The sequence below is a fragment of the Acinetobacter sp. LipI_23 genome (genome assembly GCF_058243045.1).
This window is the reverse complement of sequence record NZ_JBZAYJ010000001.1, coordinates 2,003,293-2,024,915: the sequence shown is the minus strand read 5'-3', so window position 1 is coordinate 2,024,915 and position 21,623 is coordinate 2,003,293. Positions and strand designations below refer to the sequence as shown.

Sequence of the window (21,623 nt, the reverse complement as noted above, 5' to 3'; positions counted from 1 at the left end):
TAAACTCATTGATGCCATCTAAAGCATCTCGTTATTAATCAACTGAGGAATTGTTCATGAGCCAAATCGTTGACATCCGTGCACGTGAAATTTTGGACTCTCGTGGTAACCCAACCATCGAAGCAGACGTAATCTTAGCATCTGGCGTAGTTGGCCGTGCATGTGCACCATCTGGTGCTTCAACTGGTTCTCGTGAAGCTTTAGAACTTCGTGATGGCGACAAAGCGCGCTATTTGGGTAAAGGTGTTAAAACTGCGGTTAACAACGTAAACACGATTATCCGTGATGCTTTAGTGGGCAAATCAGTATTTGAACAAAAAGACATCGATAATACGATGATCGAACTTGATGGTACTGAAAACAAAGAAAAATTGGGTGCAAATGCAACTTTAGCTGTTTCGCTCGCTGCTGCACGTGCTGCTGCTGATGAAAAGAAAATTCCTCTTTTCCAATACATTGCAGACTTACGTGGTCAAACCATTTTGACTATGCCTGTACCAATGATGAACATCATCAATGGTGGTTCGCATGCAGACAACAACGTAGACATTCAAGAGTTTATGATTGAGCCTGTAGGCTTCACCTCATTCTCTGAAGCATTACGTGCGGGTGCTGAAATCTTCCATTCTCTTAAGTCAGTTTTAAACAAAAAAGGTTTAAACACTGCTGTAGGTGATGAAGGTGGTTTTGCACCGAACTTACGTTCAAACGAAGAAGCAATCACAGTTATTCTTGAAGCGATTGGCCAAACGGGTTACAAAGCGGGTTCTGATATTATGCTTGCGCTTGACTGTGCATCTTCAGAATTTTACAAAAATGGTCAGTACATCCTTGCTGGTGAAGGCAATAAAGCATTCACAAGCAACCAGTTCTCTGACTATTTAGCTGGACTTGTAAACCAATATCCAATTATCTCTATTGAAGATGGTCTAGATGAGTCAGATTGGGAAGGTTGGTCTTACTTGACATCAATCCTTGGTGACAAAATCCAGTTGGTGGGTGATGACTTGTTCGTTACAAACCCGAAAATTCTTCAACGTGGTATTAATGAGAAAGTAGGTAACTCTATCTTAATTAAGTACAACCAAATTGGTACGTTGACTGAAACTCTAGATGCAATCTATCTTGCGAAAGAAAATGGTTACTCTACAGTGATTTCACACCGTTCTGGCGAAACTGAAGATTCTACTATTGCGGATCTTGCGGTGGGTACTGCGGCTGGTCAAATTAAGACAGGTTCACTGTGCCGTTCTGACCGTGTTGCGAAATACAACCAATTGCTTCGTATTGAAGAATTGACAAATGCTGCTTACCGCGGTAAAGCTGAGTTTAAAGGTTTAAACTAAGCGACTGATGTCAATGTTCAATGTATTCGACTCGTTGATGAGTAAAGTACTACTAGGCCTTGCGATCATTTTGATCGCAGGGTTTCAGTATTTATACTGGTTTGGTGAGGGTGGTTATCAAGACCATTTACAACTCACACAAAAAATCCAACAACAAACTGAAATTAATAACGACTTAAAAGAACGTAATCGTGTCTTGGCGGCAGAAGTGTATGATTTGAAAAATGGTATTGAAGCCATTGAAGAGCATGCGCGTCTAGATTTGGGTTTAATCAAACCCCGAGAAACGTTTATTCAAATGAGTACCATCAGTACTCAATATAAGCCTGTTTATATTGATCCTAACGCCCAAATTGATTTGCGAACCAATGAAGACGATGAGCCTGAAACCCCTCCAGCTACCCCATAAATTGTGGGCTATTATTCCTGCTGCTGGCTCGGGTAGTCGCTTTTCTAAAACTGAACTAAAACAATATCAAATGATTGGACAAAAGACCGTACTTGAACATACGGTTTCACGCCTTAATCAATTGCCATTGCAGGGCTATGTTTTGGCGATTGGTTCAGATGATGATGTCGCTCAAAGTTTGCCTTTTACCAACATGGAAAAAGCACATTTTTGTGAAGGTGGTGCTGAGCGTGTAGACTCAGTGCTTAATGCGCTCAATTATCTTTCCACAATCGCTGATGCGGACGACTGGGTCTTTGTCCATGATGCAGCTCGTCCATGTGTCACGCAGGATTGTTTGGTGAGACTGGTTGATACTGCTATTCAGTCCAATACAGGGGCAATTTTAGCTATTCCTGTTAGAGATACTTTAAAGCGTGTGATCTCAGCGCAAGATATTCAAGAAACCGTTGATCGTTCAGAGCTTTGGCAGGCACAAACCCCACAGATTGCTAAACTGGGGATACTAAAAAAAGCAATTGAACATGCGCTAGAGGCACAAGCTTTAATTACTGATGAAGCAAGTGCTTTAGAGTTTGTTGGTGAAAAAGTTCAAGTCGTACAAGGGCGCTCCGATAATATTAAAATTACCTATCCAGATGACCTTGAGCTTGCGCGCCTGATTTTGGCGGCACAATAAGAATTATTTAGATTTATTGAGCTAAAACTACAGAAATATGGGTTTGAATGATGTTATCTAAAACACTTTGAACTTATAATTTGCCCTGTCTTTAGCTCATTCAATTTACGCAAATGATACCATCACAGCAGTATCGTTTTTTACGTCAGTCTTTACGTGACGGTAGAAGCATTAAACATGACTCATCTCGCTGGGCTAAATTGCATTTAGATCCATGGCTTTTATGCTTTCTGATTTTAAACGCCGTGTTGGGATTGTTGGTTATTTATAGTGCTTCAGCGCAAGATATGGGCATGGTGTTTCGCCAAGCCACAAGTTTTGCTGTGGGCTTCATTGTGATGATTATCTGTGCACAAATTCCACCCAAAGTCTATCAGGCCATTAGTCCTTATTTTTTCATCTTTGCTGTGATTTTAATGGTATTGGTCTTGGTGGTGGGCGAAACCCGCATGGGAGCTAGACGTTGGATTAGTCTACCCGGTATTGGTAGTATGCAGCCTTCTGAGTTTATGAAGTTTGCCATGCCTTTGATGATGGCGTGGTACTTTGCAGGCCGCGCATTCCCGCCGAAGTTTATGCATATTGTGATTTCGTTGGGTATCATGATGTTGCCGTTTTTATTGGCAGCTTTACAGCCCGACTTAAACCTAGGTCTTTTGATTCCTGGTGTGTGCGTCATTTTCCTCAGCGGTATCTCTTGGCGGCTCATTACTTTGGCCTGTGGCGCATTGGCTGTTGTGGCTCCCTTACTTTGGATGTTCTTTTTGCAAGAGTACCAAAAAAAGCGAGTGCTCACTTTATTTGACCCAGAGTCAGATGCATTAGGCGCAGGTTGGAATATTATCCAATCCAAGATTGCCATTGGTTCAGGTGGCTTAATGGGGAAGGGGTTTACAGAGGGTACACAGTCACATTTGGGGTATTTGCCTGAGCACCATACCGACTTCATTATGTCGACGTATGCAGAAGAGTTTGGCTTTATTGGGGTGTTCTTGCTGTTTAGTTTGTTTGCAGCCATTATCATTCGTTGTTTGATTATTGGTATGAACAGCTTCCATAATTTTGGACGTTTATATGCGGGTGCTGTGGGCTTAACGTTCTTTTTCTTTGTATTGTTAAACTCTGGGATGGTGAGCGGGATTTTACCTGTAACAGGTGATCCATTGCCACTGATGAGTTATGGCGGAACCGCGGTGATTACCATGCTAGCGAGCATGGGCATCGTGATGTCGATTCATACTCATCGCTAAAGTCTAGAAGAATCAAGCCAGCGATATTGCTGGCTTTTTGTGCTTAAAATAAGAAGAAAACTCTAACGGTTTTTTTGATCTTTATAAAGCACCATATTGCTGCCATGTTTCACCTGTATGCAGGCTATTATAATAGTTTTGTAGAGTATTCAAGTCATGGTATTGCGTATAGGCTAATACTAAAAGCCCAAAAATTAAAGCCGCCTTCAATAGATTTAAACGCGAATGTTGCTGTGAAAAATAGCCTAAGCTAAGTAAGATGAGTATGACTGAGGGGAGAATCGCAATACTTTCATGCTGAGAAATAAACCTCCAACCATTGAGATAAATCAGAATTAGAATGATTCCAATCAATCCCATATAGTTATGGATCTTTTTATTTACAGATGCTTTAAAAACAGTAATTGTTTGAAATATTAAAATTAGAACACTGAAAAGGTATGCGCTTTTTCCACCAATAACCACACTATAGATTGCATTGAATAGGCAATAAGCCAACAACACGGATAGTAAGAAAGCATAGAGTTTGGTATAGAGAATGTGTGAAAAGGGGAAAATCTGTTTCATAATTTGCTCTATTGAAAACTCACATCATATTAAAAGAGGATTTGAAGCTTAACATGCTATTCACCTTTTGCCACTGTGGCATGTTTTTTTAGTGTTGGAGATGGCTTGAATAAATGTCGCGTACGAGTAGAGCTTAGACCACAGATTATTAAACACAGCGTCCCTCCAATAAGTACTGCTGGCACCACAGAAAAATAGCGCGTCATCAGGCTCATGTGTAGGGCACCGAGCTGATTGCCTGAAGTGACTAATATGCCATTTAAAGCCGCTACACGCCCTAATAGTGCTTTTGGGGGGAGTTGCTGTAATAAAGTTTGTCGAATGACCATGCTGATGCTATCAAAGGCACCGATTAGAACAAGGAAGAAGACTGAGAGCCAAACATGGGAGGATAGTGCAAAGGCTAAAGTACACAAAGCAATTGCAAAACTACTATAGAGCATATTTCTCCATGCATTTTGCATCGGAGAATAACAGGTCAACATCAACATCATGATACAGGCGCCAATAGCTGGTGCAGCTCTGAGTATACCTAAGCCTTCAACACCAAGATGCAGGATATCGTGTGCAAAAATAGGCAGTAAGATAATGACACTACAAAAAAGCATGGCGCTGAGATCCAGCAACATACTCCAAAACATTAGTGGATGTTTAAAAATAAACAAATAGGCTTCTTTCAAACTTTTGCTCAAATGCTGTTTATGTGGGCTAGGGAATTGACGAGGACTTAATCTGAATAAGCAGATGCTACCCACGCAACACAAGAAAAAAACAATAAAGAGGGTCTTTTCAAGCCCAAGTTGGCCGAGTAAAAGTCCTGCGCATAAAGGCGCTAAAATGCCGCCTATTTGCCAAATGAGCGCGGTCCATGTGGCTGCATTGCTATAGGCTGACTCGGGGGTTAGAAAAGGGCGTAATGAATTAAATGATGGGCTGTAAATGCCTCTAAGTATGCCTAAGCAAAAGATGAGGCTATAAATGCCGCATAAAAGTGTATTTTGTTGAATGTGCTGTTGTTGGTACTGAGAAAAAAGAACAATAAATAATAATGGAATTAAAGTGCTACAGCTAAAACTCCACTGCACAATTTTTTGTCGGTTATAGCGATCAGCCCAGTCGCCACTGATCAGGGAGAGGCAAATAAAGGGGAGTAACTCAATTAAGGCAATCATGCCAAGGCTGAGTGGATTTTGAGTGAGTTGATAGATACTATAGGCAATGACGACTTCTTGAATCATGATGGTTAGAATTAAGCACAACTGATTGACACTCAGAAGTGAAAAATCACGTGAACGAAAAGCCAAAAAAGCATCGGAATGGAAAAGCGACATAAACAGAATAGTTTCAAATATGAATTAAAAAAGGATGGCGCAAAGTCCATCCTTTTTAGGGTTTAAAGCAGATTACTGTGCTTTTGCTACCGCAATAGTTTCGTCATTTGCAGCTTTAGCCATAGGTGTATATTTCAAACCAAGGGTTGTGCTGGTGTATTGGCGAACTTGGTCAAGAAGCACAGGATTAGTGCTGAGTTCTTGTTGGTACGATTTTACAATTTCATGTAATTTCGGATTCCATTTACCTGCTACTTGCTGAGGGAATGCTTTTTCAAGCAAGCTCAACATAATATAAGGGGAAGTTGAAGCACCAGGAGACGCACCTAATAGGGCAGTCACAGCACCATCTTGTGATGCAAAAATCTCGGTACCAAATTGCAAGCTTGTAGGTTTGCCTGGTTCTTTCTTAATGATTTGAACACGTTGACCACCTTGATTCATGCGCCAGTCTTCTGGTTTTGCATCAGGATAGTATTTTTTCAACTCATTAAAACGGTCTTCATCGGTCATCATGACTTGGCTAACTAAGTATTTCACCAAATCAAGATTTTCCATACCCACAGCGGTCATTGGTAAAACGTTGTTCTTAGTGGTTGATTTCAATAAATCAAGCTGAGAACCTTGTTTTAAGAACTTGTTTGAATAAGTTGCAAATGGACCAAACAACACATATTTTTTACCGTCGATATAACGTGTATCAATATGTGGAACAGACATTGGCGGTGCGCCTAATTCAGCACGACCATAAACTTTTGCAGTATGACCTTCAGTGACTTTTGGGTTGTCGGTCATTAAGAACACGCCACCTACAGGGAAGCCAGCATATTGCTTCGCTTCTGGTAAGCCTGTCATTTGTAAAAGTTTAACCGCTGCACCACCTGCACCAATAAAGACAAAGCGCGTTTTCACGTGATCTGTTTTCCCTGTAGTGAGGTTTTTAAATGCAACAGTCCACGTTTTATCATCGTTTTGGCTAATGCCAGTCACTTCAGTCGATGTTTGTAACTGGAAATTAGATTGTTTTTTAAGGTGATCGACCAATTGAGTGGTGATCGAACCATAGTTCACATCCGAACCTACATCCATGCGTGTTGCAGCTACTTTCTGTGCAGCATCACGGCCATTCATTACCAATGGCGCCCATTGTTTAATTTCAGCAGGATTCTCAGAGAATTTCATGCCATAGAACATTGGGTTTTTAACCATTGCAGCATAACGTTTTTCTAGAAAATTCACGTTATCGCCCCAAACGAAGGCAATGTGCGGCACAGGGTTGATAAAGCTATTTGGTTGACCCAAAACGCCTTCTTTCACCTGATAAGACCAGAACTGTTTTGCAACTTCAAATTGTTCCGCAACGTTCACAGCTTTAGAAATGTCCATTTTCCCATCTTTTTCAGAGGTATAGTTCATTTCCATAAAGCCAGAGTGGCCTGTGCCAGCATTGTTGAAGCCGTTTGAGCTTTCTTGTGCAACATTATCTAGGCGTTCATACATGCGAATTTGCCAGTTTGGCTCAAGCTCGCTTAGATATGTGCCTAAAGTTGCACTCATGATCCCACCGCCGACTAAGACTGCGTCAACAACAGGCTCATTGCTGGTGGTTTGAATTTTTTTAGACGTGACGGGTCTAAATAAGAAAATTACAACTGCAATAATAAGCAGTACGATCAATACCAAAAGGTATTTTAAAAATTTGTTCATGCGATTATGACCTTGGGGAGCAGGTTTTGGATCGCTTTATAGCGAATAGAATAAAAATAAGAAGAATGATAGAGCTGCTTATAAATGATCAGCTTGGTATAGTTGAAGTAATACTTAAAAGCTGAAAAGCACACAAAAAATATAACTTTTGAGCCTATCACACAGTTCTGATTTATGAATATTTTAGACTAAATATGTATTGACTTAGTAATTTTTATTGTAAATGAGTTGGGTTAAACTATAAATATGAGTGATGTGTAATATTAATCATTGTTTTTGTTGGTGTTTATTTTTGTTAAGATTTGATAATTAAGATATTGATGTCGAATATATATGCAGGCATTCAATTTTTTAAAAGCTAAAATGTATAAATTGGATGTTAATAGAAATAGCACTGTCTATATAAAACGCAGCACTGTTGTTTAAGAAAAAATGAATAATCACCTGACTTTATTATTTTAAAGCTAATTAAAGTCAGGTGCTGAGCTATTAAAACTTATTCAGTTCCAGCTTGATAAAAAGGTGTATGAGAACGAGGTAGGGCTGTACGGCCACGGATTTGATCCGCAATTTTTTCAGCCATCATAATGGTGGTTGCATTTAAGTTACCTGTGATAATCAGCGGCATAATCGATGCATCCACCACACGTAAACTTTGCAGGCCATGCACACGACCTTGTCCATCGACTACCGCCATATCATCTTCACCCATTTTACAACTACAGGATGGATGATAAGCCGTTTCAGCGTGATTACGTACAAATTCGTCTAATTCAGCATCGCTACTCACATCTTTTCCGGGACTGATTTCTTCGCCTCGGTAAGGATCAAGCGCAGGTTGTTGCATAATTTCACGAGTAATACGGATGGCATCACGAAACTCCTGCCAGTCTTGTTCTGTCGACATGTAGTTAAATAAAATACTTGGATGGTCGAAAGGATTCTTGGATGTCACATGTACTCGACCGCGTGAAGGCGAGCGCATCGAACCGACATGGGCTTGGAAGCCATGCTCTTTGACGGCATTACTGCCATTATAGTTAATCGCAACAGGCAAGAAGTGGTATTGAATATTTGGCCAAGCAAACTCTTTGGAGGATCGAATAAAGCCACCTGCTTCAAACTGGTTGCTTGCTCCAATCCCTGTTCCGTTAAACAACCACTCTGCACCAATTGCAGGTTGATTTTGCCATTTTAAAGCAGGGTAGAGCGAAACAGGTTGCTTACACTTATATTGTAAGTACATTTCTAAATGGTCTTGCAGGTTTTCACCGACACCCGGTAAGTCATGCACGACTGGAATGTCGAGAGATTGAAGTAAGGTGCTTGAACCCACACCTGAACGTTGCAAAATTTGCGGTGATGCAATTGCCCCTGCACAAAGTAGAACTTCTTTATTGGCATAGACCTGAAGCAAGTTGTTTTGATTAGCACCTTGAATATATTCAACACCAATCGCTTGTTTGCCATTGAACAAAATTTGATTGGTCATGGCGTGGGTAATAATGGTTAGATTCGCTCGACCTTTGGCCATATCTAAATAGCCACATGCTGTGCTTGAGCGTCGACCTTTGGGGGTCACGGTTCGATCCATTGGGCCGAAACCTTCTTGTTGATAACCATTTAAGTCATCAGTGCGTGGATAGCCTGCTTGCACACCCGCTTCAACCATGGCGTGGAATAAAACATTGTTGTTTGCTTTAGGCGTGGCGACAGAAACAGGGCCAGCATCGCCATGATAGTCATTGCCACCAATATCACGGGTTTCAGCTTTTTTGTAATAAGGCAGACAGTCTGCATAACTCCAATCTTCAAGGCCTTTAAGGGTTGCCCACTGTTCTAAATCCATGGCATTTCCACGGATATAACACATGCCATTAATGAGGGATGAACCGCCTAAGCCTTTGCCGCGACCACATTCCATACGGCGGTTGTTCATGTGGGGTTCAGGGTCGGTTAAATATGCCCAGTTATAACGACGCCCTTGCAGAGGATAAGCCAAAGCTGCAGGCATTTGAGTGCGAAAGTCGAGGCGATAATCAGGTCCGCCTGCTTCGAGTAACAGTACCGAAACATCGGGGTCTTCAGTTAAGCGAGCAGCTAGTACATTACCTGCTGAGCCTGCGCCAATAATAATATAATCGTAGTGTTGAGAATGCATAATGATCCTTTTTCTATGGCAGGACCACGTTGCATGAGAACGTGGCCACATGTTGAGTTGAGGATGAAAGAAGAATAAATAAAAATGGAGTAAGGATTTAGATAGTTAAAATTCAGATTTTAAAAAATACTTTGGTATTGACCCAGTTCGACTTGAACCGATTTGATGCGAGTATAGTGTTCAAGTGTGGTGATGCCATTTTCACGTCCGACCCCTGACTGTTTATAACCACCTACAGGCATTTCAGCAGGGGATTCGCCCCATGTATTGATCCAACAAATACCTGCCTCAAGTTGATGAATAATGCGATGTGCTTGGGAAATATCTTGTGTGACCACACCTGCGGCTAAACCATAACTGGTGTTGTTGGCACGTTGAATGGCTTCTTCAATATTGTCATAGCTTAAAATGCTCATAACCGGACCAAAGATTTCATCTTGCACAATGTGCATGTCGTCATGACAGTCGGTGAACACGGTTGGTAATACATATGCGCCCTGAGCAAGTGCTGCTTCGGTGGCACGTTGTCCACCAATCAATAAGGTCGCACCTTGTTGTTTGCCTGACTCAATATAAGACAAGACTTTTTCCATATGCGGAAAGCTGACTAAAGGTCCAAAGTTGGTTTCAGCCTGCATCGGGTCACCTATGCGGATACGTTTTACACGCTCAATCACTGCTTGTTCAAATGCAGCCTTGAGGGTTTGTGGTACAAACACACGGGTGCCATTGGTACATACTTGACCTGAGCTAAAGAAGTTCGCCATCACCGCAATATCGGCTGCGCGATCAAGGTTGGCATCGGCACAAATAATCAGAGGTGATTTGCCACCGAGCTCCATGGTAACTTCTTTGAGACTAGAAGCCGCAGCACTGGCCATGACCTTTTTACCCGTTGCCACACCACCTGTGAATGAAATTTTTTGAATATCTGGGTGTTCAGTCAACCATTGACCCACTTCAGCACCAAAACCTTGTACCACGTTGAAAACCCCAGCAGGTACGCCTGCTTCAGTATAGATCTCTGCCAACTTTAAGGCGGTAAGAGGGGTCACTTCGCTAGGTTTAAAAATCATGGCATTCCCAGCAGCGAGGGCCGGAGCTGATTTCCAAAGTGCTATTTGGATTGGATAATTCCAAGCACCAATGCCTGCCACCACACCTAAAGGTTCACGGCGCGTGTAGAAAAAACTACTTTCACGTAGCGGCACTTGTTCACCTTGAATGGCAGTTGCAAGTCCCGCGTAGTACTCTAAAACGTCTGCACCAGTGACAATATCGACGGTAGAGGTTTCACTGAACGCTTTACCTGTATCCAGTGTTTCTAGGCGTGCTAATTCGTCATTACGAGCGCGTAAAATATCGACTGCACGACGTAAAATACGGGCACGTTCGACCGCTGTTTTGGCAGCCCATTCACGCTGCCCTTGTACAGCACTTTGCACGGCTGAATCGACATCAGCTTTGGATGCTTGTTGAATGGTGGCAATGACTTCACCTGTAGCGGGGTTGATACTGTCAAAGGTTTGACCACTGGTGACATTGAAATATTGTCCGTGAATATAAAGCGAGTGAAGCTGTACATCATTCATTTTGTTGTTCCTGCCGTATCTGTTGAATTAAGCGAAGTTGCATATCGACATAGTCGTATGCAATAGAACGTGCCAAATCACGATCAAATGCTTGATGACCACTTAAACTTCCACGTAACCATAAGCCATCAATCAGTGCTGCTAGACCTTTAGCCGCTTGGCTTGCTTGTGACTTTGGCATGAGCTGCAAGAAATGAAACTTTAAATTTGAATAAAGACGTTGGTCATTGATTCGTTGCAGTCGACCTAAGTCGGGTAGGTGCATACTGGCAGACCAAAAATCCAGCCAAACCCGCATAGCAGTGTTGTTGACCTGACTGATGTCAAAGTTGGCATCAATAATGGCTTTGAGCGAATGTTCTGGACTGGGCTTCGCCACCTTTGCCTTATAGCTTGCCGTAGTCTCGGCTAAGACATTCAGCATTTGGCGCATGCAACTGTGAATGAGGCCTTGTTTATCGCCAAAATAATGACTCACAATGCCCGTAGAAAGCTGTGCTTTTTTCGCAATTTGAGCAATAGTGGTGTTGGATAAGCCCACTTCATAAATGACTGCATAGGCAGCATTAATGATTTCTTCACGGCGCTCATGCTCAGGTTTTACTCTACGTTTATTCATGACAATCCAGAACAATTTGCCTTAAATTTAAAGGCGTTAGATTCAATAACTTACATGGAAAGCATCATAGCATTTTTTTATGATACTTTTTATTGATTGAACGTTCAATCAATAAAAAGTACACTTATGGTTAAATTCAAAGCAAAATATTGCTAAATTGCTTTGAGTATTCGACATAACTTTTTATTTATCAAAAGGATGTGCCATAAGAGTTTAATTGCAGAACATCATTCAGAAAAGTGAGCTGATGAGCTACAGGCTTACGGTTTTATACTTTTTTCGAGTTGAGAAAGCTCTTATAGTCATGTTGAAGGGAGATATGTGTAGGATTCCTATCAAAATATCGATGAACAAGGGCGGCTCACATTTTAAGCCTGTGTAGCAAATGCACCTCATAAATGATTTAGACCTTCAGGTTTAAAGAAGATAGCATTTTTATTCCTGATAAAAAAACTATCGTTTTCGTTAGTCGATTTTTAAGCTCTCGACCACGAGAAGTTTAAAAATTGGCTTTTGTCTTTTTTTATTTACTTTCTTGAGGATTGTATGGCAACAGATAATCCAAGAGCAGTTGATGATCAAACATTAGCGCCTAAAGACCGTTTAAATGGTGTGGTCTTTTATATTTCAGCTCTCATTATTTTAATTTTTTCTGCTACTACCATTTTGTTTAATGATTTTGCTAATCGGACCTTAAATACGGTCTTGGCATGGGTAAGTTCAACTTTTAGTTGGTATTACTTACTCGCAGCGACCTTGTATATGGTCTTTGTCATTTTTATTGCCTGTTCTCGCTACGGCAACATCAAATTAGGCCCCAAACATTCCAAGCCAGAATTTAGCCTTTTAAGCTGGTCTGCAATGTTGTTCTCAGCTGGGATCGGCATCGATTTGATGTTCTTCTCGGTGGCGGAACCTTTATCTCACTATATGCATCCACCTGTGGGTGAGGGGCAGACCCTAGAAGCTGCACGTCAAGGCATGGTGTGGACCCTGTTTCACTATGGTCTAACTGGATGGTGTATGTATGCCTTGATTGGCATGGCATTGGGATATTTTAGTTATCGCTATAACTTACCACTGACTATTCGCTCTGCTTTATATCCGATCTTTGGCAATAAGATTCATGGGCCGATTGGTCATAGTGTTGATACCGCAGCGGTCATCGGGACTATTTTTGGTATTGCGACGACCTGCGGGATTGGGGTAGTACAGCTGAACTATGGCTTACATGTGTTGTTTGATTTACCTGAAAACCTTTGGATGCAAACCGCATTAATTGTGGTTGCGGTGGTAATGACCATTATTTCAGTGACTTCAGGGGTGAATAAGGGACTGCGAGTTCTCTCTGAGATCAATATTTATGTTTCTGTTGGGTTGATGCTGTTTATTTTGTTTTTAGGCAATACCGAATTTTTACTGAATGCTTTTGTGCAAAATATTGGAGACTACATTAACCGTTTTCCAAGCATGACTTTGGAAAGTTTTGCCTTTCAACAACCGAAAGAATGGATGAACAGTTGGACTTTGTTCTTTTGGGCATGGTGGGTGGCTTGGTCGCCATTTGTAGGTTTGTTTTTAGCACGGATTTCACGTGGTCGAACCATTCGTGAGTTTGTTAGCGGAACGCTCATTATTCCTTTATTTTTCACACTCACGTGGTTATCAATATTTGGAAATAGTGCACTACATAGTGTGATTTTTGATGGTAATTTAGCCCTTGCACAAAGTGTCATTGCAAATCCTGCGCATGGTTTTTATGACTTGCTAGCACAGTATCCATGGTTTCCGTTTATTGCAGGTGTAGCCACAATTACGGGCTTATTGTTTTATGTGACCTCGGCGGACTCTGGTGCACTGGTGTTGGGTAATTTCACCACTCAATTTACCAATGTTGACCATGATGCACCGCGATGGTTGAGCGTATTTTGGGCCGTAGCGATTGGTTTGTTGACCCTTGCAATGTTGATGGCTAATGGGATTACGGCACTGCAAAATGCCACGATTATTATGGGGTTGCCGTTTAGTTTTGTGATGTTCTTGGTGATGGCAGGTTTGTATAAATCACTGCGGTTAGAAGACTATCGACAAGCCAGTAGCAGTTTAAATGCCGCACCCGTGGTGGGCAATGTCGACATCCTCAACTGGAAAAAGCGTTTGTCCCGAGTCATGCACCATCCAGGAACAACTGATACTCGGCGTATGCTCGATGACATCTGCCGACCTGCGGTAATGGCCGTTGCAGAAGAAATGCAAAAACGAGGTATCGACATCAGTGTTCAAGAAAGTGCGCTAGAAGAAGACCCAAATCTGTATCATTTAGATTTGATGATTCATTTGGAAGAAGAGCAAAACTTTGTCTATCAAATTTGGCCAGTACGCTATATCGCCCCGACTTTTAGTGAACGCGGCAAACTGGGCAAACGCTTCTATTATCGTCTTGAGACCTATTTGTATGAAGGTTCTCAAGGCAATGATCTTGTTGGTTATACCAAAGAGCAAGTGATTAATGATGTGCTGGATCGTTATGAACGCCACATGACCTTCTTACATATCAATCGAATCAGTCCAGGGAATCGTCCCTTATTTCCAGACCCTCAAGGATAATTAGGAGGAACCATATTGACCTCATATTTACATGCTTTTGCTTTGTTTTTCTCATTGCTGAATCCGTTTTTAATGAGTATTTACATGATTGGCATGATTCGGAACTCCGAAGCTAAAGTGTTTAATAAGGCCTTGATTCAGGGCTGTCTCATTGCTTTTATAGTATTTATGCTGTTCGCATGGGGTGGGGAAGCGATTTTTAGTAAATATTTAAATGTACGCTTTGAAGCCTTTCAAATATTTGGTGGTCTGATCTTCTTGGTGATTGGTTATCGCTACGTGTTTCAGGGAGCAGATACCATTGGTGAAATGCGTGGTGCGCCTGAGCATTTGGCAGGAACCATTGCGATGCCTTTTATGATTGGTCCAGGAACCATCAGTGCTGCTGTGGTGACAGGTATGGCACTGCCAATCAGTGGTGCGGCCATGATTATTTTCCTGACTTTGGCGTTGACCTGTGGCTTGATGATTTTAATGAAATTTGCGCATGACCATTTGCGTTACAAGCATGCCAAATATATTGACCGTTATGTTGATATTGTCGGGCGACTGTCGGCCTTACTGATTGGGACTATTGCGGTAGATATGATTATTAATGGCATTATTGGTGTCATGGCTGAAATGTAGAATCCAAGAAAAACGAACCATAAAAAAGCCCTCAGTCAATGAGGGCTTTTTTATTTAACTGAAGAACCAAGTGTAATAACCCCAGATCATCAGTGGCCACGATAGAAACGGGCTAAACAGCCATTTCCAAATCCAGTGGCGTGGCACGAAGCCAACACCGTGGATAAAGCCACCTGAGATACCAATCATGATATACATCAACGCACTGTGGCTATAGTGACCATTGTCATCCAACATAGCAGCAGGATGCACTAACAACACCGCTGCAAGTGGAAAGGCCAATAGGCAGGAAATTAGCATCGCAAATTTGTTCGGCTTTTTATCTACAGTTTGGTTTTCCATAGCAACGTCTGTCATGGTTTATTCCTCATCAAGGTCTTGATGATGTTCGATATACAAAGCACTGAGTACACCTGCAAAGCAAGCCATCAAAATGCCGAGAATCCATGCAAAATACCACATAATTTGATCTCCTTAGACACAGCCTTAGTAAAGGCTGTGTGAATTCTCTTTAATGTGTGTGTTGGTAATAACACCCCACATTTTGTAGTAACACCAAGTGGTATAGCACAAAATGAGTGGGACAAAGATACATGCAGCAACTGTCATTACAGTTAACGTCGTTTTACTTGAAACGGCATCCCACATAGTCAAGCTTGCAACAGGTTGAATGCTTGATGGCATTAAGAATGGGAACAGCGCAAAACCAGCAGTTAAAATTGCACCCACGACCGCTAAACTCGAACCTAAGAAGCTAAAGCCCGCTTTGTTTTTGCCAGCTGCAAGAACCACAATCAAACCACCTAAGATACCTGCGATAGGCGCAATCATGGTAATTGGGTAAGTCGAGTAGTTGTTCATCCAGCCATGGTTGGCATTGGTCAACACTTCTTTTGCCAATGGGTTAGCAACACCGTTGGTATCAAATGGAGTGACTAAGGTATAACCTTCGATTCCACCAAAGTACAACCAAGCACCAGCGCCTAAGAAACAGATGAGATAAGCAATGCCCATAAGTTTCGTTGCTTGTGCTGAGCGTCTGCGTAAGTCACCATCGGTACGAAGCATTAGCCATGCACCGCCGTGTGCACACAGCATTGATAAGCTAACTAGGCCGCAGACTAAAGCAAATGGGTTGAGTAGAGCAAAGAAGCTCCCTGTATAAGTTGAACGGACTGTATCATCTAAGCTAAATGGCACGCCTAAGAACATGTTCCCAAACGCCACACCGAAGACCAGTGCAGGCACAGCACCACCCACGGCTAAACCCCAGTCCCATGACGTACGCCATTTGGTATTTTGTAGTTTAGAGCGGTAGTCAAAACCTACAGGCCGTAAGAATAGGGCAAACAGTACCAACAGTAGCGCCCAATACATGCCTGAGAATGCTGTTGCATAAACCATTGGCCATGCGGCAAACAATGCGCCGCCAGCAGTAATGAACCAAACTTGGTTACCGTCCCAGTGCGGAGCAATGGTGTTGATAGCCGCACGGCGTTCTTCATCTGTTTTGCCCACAAATGGCATGATTGCCATAGAGCCCATATCGAAGCCATCGGTGAGGGCAAAGCCAATCAGCAAGACGCCGACTAAAACCCACCAAATGATTTTGAGTAATTCATATTCGATCATGCTTGAGTCTCCTCATTACGAGCTGCTTCAAGTTTTTCAAAATGGTATTTACCAGTATGAAGCGAACTTGGACCAAGACGTGAGAATTTGATCATTAAATACATTTCAATAATCAAAAGAACGGTATAGAACGCAGCTAAGGCAGCGATAGAACCCCACACATCACCTGTGCTTAAGCTCGATGCTGACAAGTGTGTAGGTAAAACTTCACCAATGGTCCACGGCTGACGACCTACTTCTGCAACATACCAACCTGTTTGTGCAGCAATCCATGGCAGAGGCAGAGCGAATAGTGCGAACTTCAGTAACCATGGTTTGTTTTCTGCATTGCGTTTTGCCACAGCAAAGGTTGCTAGAGCAAATAACAACAGCATAAGGAAACCAGATACAACCATGGCACGGAATGCCCAGAATAAGCTTGGTACGTGCGGAATCGTGTCTTTTGCAGCAGATTTAATTTGATCTTCAGATGCATCAACTACATTTGGTGTGTATTTTTTCAGCAGTAAGCCATAACCCAAGTCTTTTTGAGTTTCAGCAAATGCAGCCTTTAGCTCTGGAGAAGTATCACCCGCGCGTAGTTTTTCCAGTTGCGAGTAAGCCACCATACCGTTACGAATACGATCTTCGTGTTGTACGATCAAATCTTTAATACCAGTCACTTCTTTGTCTAAAGAACGTGTTGCAATAAGACCCATCACATATGGAATTTTCACTGCATAATCTGTAGTCATGGTTTCTTTATTTGGAATACCAAACAAAGTAAAGGGTGCAGGTGCAGGGTGAGTATCCCATTCTGCTTCAATGGCCGCGAGTTTAGTTTTCTGAACATCACCCAGTTCATAACCTGACTCATCGCCCAGTAAAATCACTGAAAGTGTTGAAGCTAAACCAAAAATTGCGGCAATGGCAAATGAACGACGCGCAAACGGAATATCGCGTTTTTTCAGTAAGTAGTAGCTTGAAATAGCAAGGACGAAAATAGCGCCTGTCACATAACCCGCAGACACGGTATGTACAAATTTTACCTGCGCAACTGGGTTAAAAATGAGAGCACCAAAATCTACCAGTTCCATGCGCATGGTTTCATAGTTGAATACAGAACCGACAGGGTTTTGCATCCAACCATTTGCAACCAAAATCCATAAGGCAGACATATTAGAACCGAGTGCAACCAGCCATGTCACACATAAGTGCTGCACTTTGGATAAGCGATCCCATCCAAAGAAGAACAGACCGATGAATGTCGATTCTAAGAAGAATGCCATTAATCCTTCAATGGCTAATGGAGCACCGAAAATATCCCCCACATAGTGTGAGTAATATGCCCAGTTAGTCCCGAACTGGAACTCCATGGTTAAGCCAGTAGTGACCCCTAAAGCGAAGTTAATACCGAAGAGTTTCCCCCAAAACTTGGTCATGTCTTTATAAATTTCTTTACCTGAAATCACATAGGTGGTTTCCATAATGGCAAGAATAAAGGCAAGCCCCAGTGTAAGTGGAACAAAAATAAAGTGATACATCGCGGTCATAGCGAACTGGAACCGCGAAAGATCGACCACGCTTTCAGATATCATCAACGTGTCTCCTTGATTGGGGATGGATTGCCTGCAATACGCTCAGCAACTTGATTGTCAAAATTTTTAGGAATAGTCGGGGCGTCAAACCAGATGTTCTTAATAACCATTAAAATAATCACCTTAATGATTAAAATGGCCACAATCTCTCTGGTGACTTTTTGATTGAGATTTTTGGGGACTAAGCTCATTTCACAAAGCCTATTTTTTAACTTGCTTTATATTATTAAACAAAAACATACAAAAGATAAATAGTCTTTAAACTTAAATAAAAAATATATTATTAATTCTTTTAAATACATGTACTTAAAAAAATGGTGTGATGAAAAATAAACTAATATTTTTGTATTTTAAAGTTGACCAAATTACTTATGTTTATATTTAAATACCTGACTAAAATACTTGTATATATTTATTTTAAATCCGACTAAAACACTTATATTTAACGTTCATCGTTATTTTATTGGTAATTCGTATTAAGATGATAAAAGTGATAGGGCTTTTAAATGATAGATTTTAACGGATATGAATCATGGATGATTTGATCTGTCGCATACATCACAAGGAAATTAGGAGTTGAAAATCGAATTCATATTAAAAAGTCTTTTATTGTGTCATATAAGCTTGAAGGCAGAGGCGGGGAGTAAAATTCTCATTCTGAGCTTATTTTTGCGCAAATATTTTAAATTGTAGAAAGCTGGATTGTGACTGACTGATTCCTTTAAAAAGATTGAGCAAGAAGATGATGCAAGGCTTTGATTTAAACAGCGCGTTGTGAGGCGTTTGTTGGAGACTGACGCAGTAAGTAGGTATGGCAAAGGATAGACATGCTTATATAGACGTGCAGCGTTGAAATAGGATTGGATTTGGTGTTTGTTTAGCGCGTACTTTCACCACTAAAAAGTTGATTAGATTTTGAAATTTTCTTTGCTATATAATGCGACTTTTTTAGACGAATGAGAATAATTTGTGACTGAAATTCAAGTTCACCAAACTCAGGTTCAACTTGGACATAGTGTAGCTGACCATATTCATCGCGAACGCGAGCTTGAGCCGAAAAACCAGGACGTGCATTCCCGCTGGAGATAGTCGCCAGACGACCCAGTAAGTTGGTTTGTTTTTTATCTGGTCTGGGTTTAATAACTTGATCCAAACAGTGGATCATAAAAACGGTAAAGAAAATTGCAATAATCAGCGCAGGCAAAATCAGGTAGTAAGCCGAAGTAAAGGCCTGTTCTTTGGCGTAGATGCAGAACTGAAGGAAATAACCTGCAACACTAAAATTAAGTAAGAGAAAAACTACAATCAGTACTTTAGAAAACTTAACGTCCAGCAGCGGAGATTCAGTCAGTTTTTGTGGCGAGAGCCTTTTAAGGAAATGACTTGGGCGAGATTTAAAAAAGTAGCCTAAGGTTTCCACCATGCTGAGTATGACTAAAGTCAATAAGCTGAAATGAAAGAGCATCAAGTCAGGGTGATGTAGCAACTCATACATGGTGAACGTCCAATTTCATTATTCTTCTGTGAGATAAATCCCGCCGTCAGAATGCACGGTAATCGCTACTTTTTCAAGTGCTTCACCTTGGCATGGGCCAGAAATGCATTCACCTGTTTCCACCATAAACAGGGCACCATGGGTCGAACATTCAATAAATTCTTGGTCGCGGTCTAAAAACTGATTTTCCAAAAATTCAAGTTCAACTTGCAAATGCGGGCAAATGTTTTGGTAAGCAAAGAAGGCACCGTCACGTTGGGTGATAAAAATTGTATCCCCCTTAGGTGTTTCAAAAGAACGCGCTTCGCGTTCTGGGATGTCTTCCGTCATGCAAATTTTTTGCATCATGCACATTCCTTTTGCAGTTGTTGGAACAATTCAGCGTAATCTGCCACAGCCAAACGAGGGCCGAACTGTGACACCACTTCACTTGAAATCAAAATTGCAAGTTGCGCAGCTGTATGTAAGCCTAAGCCCGCATTCACTGCATAAAGGAAGGCACCAGCAAAGGCATCACCTGCACCATTGGCATCGATAGCGTGTACTTTACGACCGGCAACGCTAAATGTTTCCTGTGCATTTGAAATAAGTGCACCTTCAGCTGAAAGGGTAATCACCACATGCTGGCTCAGTGTTTTGAGTTTTGCTAAGGCCGCCTCAACTGTTTCGGTTTCGGTGTACATCATGGCTTCTTGCTGGTTACAGAACAATAAGTCCACACCATCCGCAATCATTTCATCTAGACCATGACGCGCGTATTGCACCATCGCAGGGTCAGATAGGGTTAATGCAATTTTAACACCATGAGCTTTGGCAATTTCACGAGCCTGCTTGACAGCTACACGTGCGCTATCGCTGGTTGAAAGATAACCTTCGATATAGAGCCATTTCGCTGTTTTTAAGGGTTCAAAGTCAATCTGTTGTTCAGTTAACTCGGCCGTAATACCTAAATAGGTATGCATAGTGCGTTCAGAGTCTTCGCTGACTAGAACCATACACGTGCCTGTTACGCCTTGACTGATTGATTTTTCAGTGTTTTTAATGCCTGCTTCGTGCAAACCGTTGAGGTAAGTTTGTCCTAGCTCATCATTACCCACGCGGCATGCATAAAATGCTGAACCACCCAAGGCACTAAAAGCAACGGTGGTATTGGCTGCTGAACCACCCGAAGCTTGACCTTTATAGCTTTGTGTTTCTTTTAATTTTTTATAAAGATCTGCTTGTGTTTCACCATCAGTTAACTGCATAGTGCCTTTTTGCAAATGTTGTTGAATAAGGAAGTCGTCAGAGACTTTAAATTCTTGGTCGATTAGTGCATTACCAATTGCAAAAAGATCAACAGTTGCCATGTCTTTTTTCGTCACGTATTGAAAATAAAGCGACATTTTACACCAATGCTCAAGATTGCTGTAGTTTGTTGAGGAAAATTCATTTTATTTACGCGGCAAATGTAGTGAAATGGCTTTGCTCATATTCAAGGAAGTTTAGATGGAAATTTTAATTCAAGCGGCAGAACAATTACCTCCTCAAATACAAGCTTTGGCACAACTTGCGGCAAAAGAAGGATATGAACCGTTGACCCGCTTGATCGAAGAATATCAAAGTGGAAAAAATCGTTTTGATCAAAAGGGTGAAGTGTTGTTATTGGCCTATGATCAAGACCAATTGATTGCTTGTGGCGGTTTAAATCAGCAATGGGGTGAAAATGAAATCGAGGCGCGTATTGGGCGTGTACGTCGTTTCTATGTGCACCCTAAATACCGTAAGAGTGGTGTGGGTCGTCAGTTGTTGGCGCATCTAGAAAAATGTGCGCGTCCAAACTTTTCTGCACTGTGTTTAAATACCGCAGATTTATCCGCAGCCAGTTTTTATCAAAAGCAAAACTATGTTTTTGTGGAAAATCACCCGAACTATAATTATTTTAAATATCTCATCTAGTTTTACTTTTTGAGAACGCTTCCCTCAAAAAGACTGAAATTTGGAAAGCAGCGAGATGCTTTTCAAATTTCCAGCAAATTACTCGG

The 21,623-nt window shown here is 41.6% G+C and carries 21 protein-coding genes; 7 read left to right on the top strand and 14 right to left on the bottom strand.

Annotated elements, in window-relative coordinates; genetic code table 11:
* Positions 1-56 precede the first annotated feature (56 nt).
* From eno to rodA, 4 genes are all read left to right on the top strand, one after another.
* Entirely contained in the window at positions 57-1,346 is a 1,290-nt protein-coding gene (gene eno / locus AC4CVD_RS09965) for a phosphopyruvate hydratase (protein WP_004696631.1), read from the top strand.
* A gap of 7 nt (positions 1,347-1,353) precedes the next feature.
* The gene (locus tag AC4CVD_RS09960; RefSeq protein WP_010326966.1) at positions 1,354-1,755 is read left to right on the top strand and encodes a septum formation initiator family protein; all 402 of its coding nucleotides are present in this window, start codon (positions 1,354-1,356) and stop codon (positions 1,753-1,755) included.
* Positions 1,715-2,434 carry a 2-C-methyl-D-erythritol 4-phosphate cytidylyltransferase gene (ispD, locus tag AC4CVD_RS09955; protein WP_490753026.1) on the top strand — a complete coding sequence of 240 codons (720 nt, stop codon included), beginning with the start codon at positions 1,715-1,717 and terminating at the stop codon, positions 2,432-2,434. Before AC4CVD_RS09960 ends, ispD begins: the two co-directional genes overlap by 41 nt.
* Positions 2,435-2,547: 113 nt before the next feature.
* Positions 2,548-3,684 carry a rod shape-determining protein RodA gene (gene rodA, locus AC4CVD_RS09950; RefSeq protein WP_078424919.1) on the top strand — a complete coding sequence of 379 codons (1,137 nt, stop codon included), beginning with the start codon at positions 2,548-2,550 and terminating at the stop codon, positions 3,682-3,684.
* An 81-nt stretch (positions 3,685-3,765) separates the two neighbouring features.
* Here the strand turns inward: rodA and AC4CVD_RS09945 are convergent, their stop codons facing one another.
* The 6 genes from AC4CVD_RS09945 to betI form a co-directional block, all read right to left on the bottom strand.
* Entirely contained in the window at positions 3,766-4,251 is a 486-nt protein-coding gene (locus AC4CVD_RS09945; protein ID WP_078424920.1) for a hypothetical protein, read from the bottom strand.
* Positions 4,252-4,307: 56 nt separating this feature from the next.
* Complete coding sequence (locus AC4CVD_RS09940) at positions 4,308-5,582, bottom strand: MFS transporter (RefSeq protein WP_490753025.1); 1,275 nt, start codon at positions 5,580-5,582, stop codon at positions 4,308-4,310.
* Positions 5,583-5,654: 72 nt separating this feature from the next.
* Entirely contained in the window at positions 5,655-7,289 is a 1,635-nt protein-coding gene (gene mqo / locus AC4CVD_RS09935; RefSeq protein ID WP_490753024.1) for a malate dehydrogenase (quinone), read from the bottom strand.
* A 496-nt stretch (positions 7,290-7,785) separates the two neighbouring features.
* Positions 7,786-9,450, bottom strand: a complete 1,665-nt coding sequence (gene betA / locus AC4CVD_RS09930; RefSeq protein ID WP_490753023.1) for a choline dehydrogenase — start codon at positions 9,448-9,450, stop codon at positions 7,786-7,788.
* A gap of 119 nt (positions 9,451-9,569) precedes the next feature.
* Complete coding sequence (betB, locus tag AC4CVD_RS09925; protein ID WP_490753022.1) at positions 9,570-11,042, bottom strand: betaine-aldehyde dehydrogenase; 1,473 nt, start codon at positions 11,040-11,042, stop codon at positions 9,570-9,572.
* Positions 11,035-11,661, bottom strand: a complete 627-nt coding sequence (gene betI, locus AC4CVD_RS09920; RefSeq protein WP_490753021.1) for a transcriptional regulator BetI — start codon at positions 11,659-11,661, stop codon at positions 11,035-11,037. Before betI ends, betB begins: the two co-directional genes overlap by 8 nt.
* Positions 11,662-12,207: 546 nt before the next feature.
* Here betI and AC4CVD_RS09915 point away from each other — a divergent pair.
* Complete coding sequence (locus AC4CVD_RS09915) at positions 12,208-14,268, top strand: choline transporter (protein ID WP_490753020.1); 2,061 nt, start codon at positions 12,208-12,210, stop codon at positions 14,266-14,268.
* A gap of 12 nt (positions 14,269-14,280) precedes the next feature.
* A complete protein-coding gene (locus tag AC4CVD_RS09910) occupies positions 14,281-14,895 on the top strand; it encodes a MarC family protein (RefSeq protein ID WP_004981851.1) in 615 nt (204 codons plus the stop codon).
* 54 nt (positions 14,896-14,949) lie between these two features.
* On the opposite strand, the gene AC4CVD_RS09905 is transcribed toward AC4CVD_RS09910, so the two are convergent.
* The 8 genes from AC4CVD_RS09905 to AC4CVD_RS09870 form a co-directional block, all read right to left on the bottom strand.
* Entirely contained in the window at positions 14,950-15,252 is a 303-nt protein-coding gene (locus AC4CVD_RS09905) for a cyd operon YbgE family protein (protein WP_004696655.1), read from the bottom strand.
* A 3-nt stretch (positions 15,253-15,255) separates the two neighbouring features.
* Positions 15,256-15,357, bottom strand: coding sequence for a cytochrome bd-I oxidase subunit CydX (gene cydX / locus AC4CVD_RS09900; protein ID WP_002120988.1), 102 nt, complete (start codon positions 15,355-15,357; stop codon positions 15,256-15,258).
* Positions 15,358-15,381: 24 nt separating this feature from the next.
* Entirely contained in the window at positions 15,382-16,527 is a 1,146-nt protein-coding gene (cydB, locus tag AC4CVD_RS09895; RefSeq protein WP_234964351.1) for a cytochrome d ubiquinol oxidase subunit II, read from the bottom strand.
* Positions 16,524-18,104: a cytochrome ubiquinol oxidase subunit I gene (locus AC4CVD_RS09890; RefSeq protein WP_004696658.1), complete on the bottom strand. Its 1,581-nt coding sequence runs from the start codon at positions 18,102-18,104 to the stop codon at positions 16,524-16,526. Before AC4CVD_RS09890 ends, cydB begins: the two co-directional genes overlap by 4 nt.
* A complete protein-coding gene (cydP, locus tag AC4CVD_RS09885) occupies positions 18,104-18,295 on the bottom strand; it encodes a cytochrome oxidase putative small subunit CydP (protein WP_004696660.1) in 192 nt (63 codons plus the stop codon). Before cydP ends, AC4CVD_RS09890 begins: the two co-directional genes overlap by 1 nt.
* 686 nt (positions 18,296-18,981) lie before the next feature.
* Positions 18,982-19,599, bottom strand: a complete 618-nt coding sequence (locus AC4CVD_RS09880; RefSeq protein ID WP_010326962.1) for an OB-fold-containig protein — start codon at positions 19,597-19,599, stop codon at positions 18,982-18,984.
* An 18-nt stretch (positions 19,600-19,617) separates the two neighbouring features.
* Positions 19,618-19,929, bottom strand: coding sequence for a Rieske (2Fe-2S) protein (locus AC4CVD_RS09875; RefSeq protein WP_010326961.1), 312 nt, complete (start codon positions 19,927-19,929; stop codon positions 19,618-19,620).
* A 14-nt stretch (positions 19,930-19,943) separates the two neighbouring features.
* Positions 19,944-20,948, bottom strand: a complete 1,005-nt coding sequence (locus AC4CVD_RS09870) for an adenosine kinase (protein ID WP_490753511.1) — start codon at positions 20,946-20,948, stop codon at positions 19,944-19,946.
* A 139-nt stretch (positions 20,949-21,087) separates the two neighbouring features.
* Between AC4CVD_RS09870 and AC4CVD_RS09865 the strand changes: the two genes are divergently transcribed.
* The gene (locus AC4CVD_RS09865; protein WP_004696669.1) at positions 21,088-21,537 is read left to right on the top strand and encodes a GNAT family N-acetyltransferase; all 450 of its coding nucleotides are present in this window, start codon (positions 21,088-21,090) and stop codon (positions 21,535-21,537) included.
* Positions 21,538-21,623 lie beyond the last annotated feature (86 nt).

What these genes read in the sequence shown, in the direction of transcription:
- eno (WP_004696631.1), top strand. Translation starts at nt 57, where the DNA reads ATGAGCCAAATCGTTGACATCCGTGCACGTGAAATTTTGGACTCTCGT.
- AC4CVD_RS09960 (WP_010326966.1), top strand. Translation starts at nt 1,354, where the DNA reads ATGTCAATGTTCAATGTATTCGACTCGTTGATGAGTAAAGTACTACTA.
- ispD (WP_490753026.1), top strand. Translation starts at nt 1,715, where the DNA reads ATGAAGACGATGAGCCTGAAACCCCTCCAGCTACCCCATAAATTGTGG.
- rodA (WP_078424919.1), top strand. Translation starts at nt 2,548, where the DNA reads ATGATACCATCACAGCAGTATCGTTTTTTACGTCAGTCTTTACGTGAC.
- AC4CVD_RS09945 (WP_078424920.1), bottom strand. Translation starts at nt 4,251, where the DNA reads ATGAAACAGATTTTCCCCTTTTCACACATTCTCTATACCAAACTCTAT.
- AC4CVD_RS09940 (WP_490753025.1), bottom strand. Translation starts at nt 5,582, where the DNA reads ATGTCGCTTTTCCATTCCGATGCTTTTTTGGCTTTTCGTTCACGTGAT.
- mqo (WP_490753024.1), bottom strand. Translation starts at nt 7,289, where the DNA reads ATGAACAAATTTTTAAAATACCTTTTGGTATTGATCGTACTGCTTATT.
- betA (WP_490753023.1), bottom strand. Translation starts at nt 9,450, where the DNA reads ATGCATTCTCAACACTACGATTATATTATTATTGGCGCAGGCTCAGCA.
- betB (WP_490753022.1), bottom strand. Translation starts at nt 11,042, where the DNA reads ATGAATGATGTACAGCTTCACTCGCTTTATATTCACGGACAATATTTC.
- betI (WP_490753021.1), bottom strand. Translation starts at nt 11,661, where the DNA reads ATGAATAAACGTAGAGTAAAACCTGAGCATGAGCGCCGTGAAGAAATC.
- AC4CVD_RS09915 (WP_490753020.1), top strand. Translation starts at nt 12,208, where the DNA reads ATGGCAACAGATAATCCAAGAGCAGTTGATGATCAAACATTAGCGCCT.
- AC4CVD_RS09905 (WP_004696655.1), bottom strand. Translation starts at nt 15,252, where the DNA reads ATGACAGACGTTGCTATGGAAAACCAAACTGTAGATAAAAAGCCGAAC.
- cydX (WP_002120988.1), bottom strand. Translation starts at nt 15,357, where the DNA reads ATGTGGTATTTTGCATGGATTCTCGGCATTTTGATGGCTTGCTTTGCA.
- cydB (WP_234964351.1), bottom strand. Translation starts at nt 16,527, where the DNA reads ATGATCGAATATGAATTACTCAAAATCATTTGGTGGGTTTTAGTCGGC.
- AC4CVD_RS09890 (WP_004696658.1), bottom strand. Translation starts at nt 18,104, where the DNA reads ATGATATCTGAAAGCGTGGTCGATCTTTCGCGGTTCCAGTTCGCTATG.
- cydP (WP_004696660.1), bottom strand. Translation starts at nt 18,295, where the DNA reads ATGAGCTTAGTCCCCAAAAATCTCAATCAAAAAGTCACCAGAGAGATT.
- AC4CVD_RS09880 (WP_010326962.1), bottom strand. Translation starts at nt 19,599, where the DNA reads ATGTATGAGTTGCTACATCACCCTGACTTGATGCTCTTTCATTTCAGC.
- AC4CVD_RS09875 (WP_010326961.1), bottom strand. Translation starts at nt 19,929, where the DNA reads ATGACGGAAGACATCCCAGAACGCGAAGCGCGTTCTTTTGAAACACCT.
- AC4CVD_RS09870 (WP_490753511.1), bottom strand. Translation starts at nt 20,948, where the DNA reads ATGGCAACTGTTGATCTTTTTGCAATTGGTAATGCACTAATCGACCAA.
- AC4CVD_RS09865 (WP_004696669.1), top strand. Translation starts at nt 21,088, where the DNA reads ATGGAAATTTTAATTCAAGCGGCAGAACAATTACCTCCTCAAATACAA.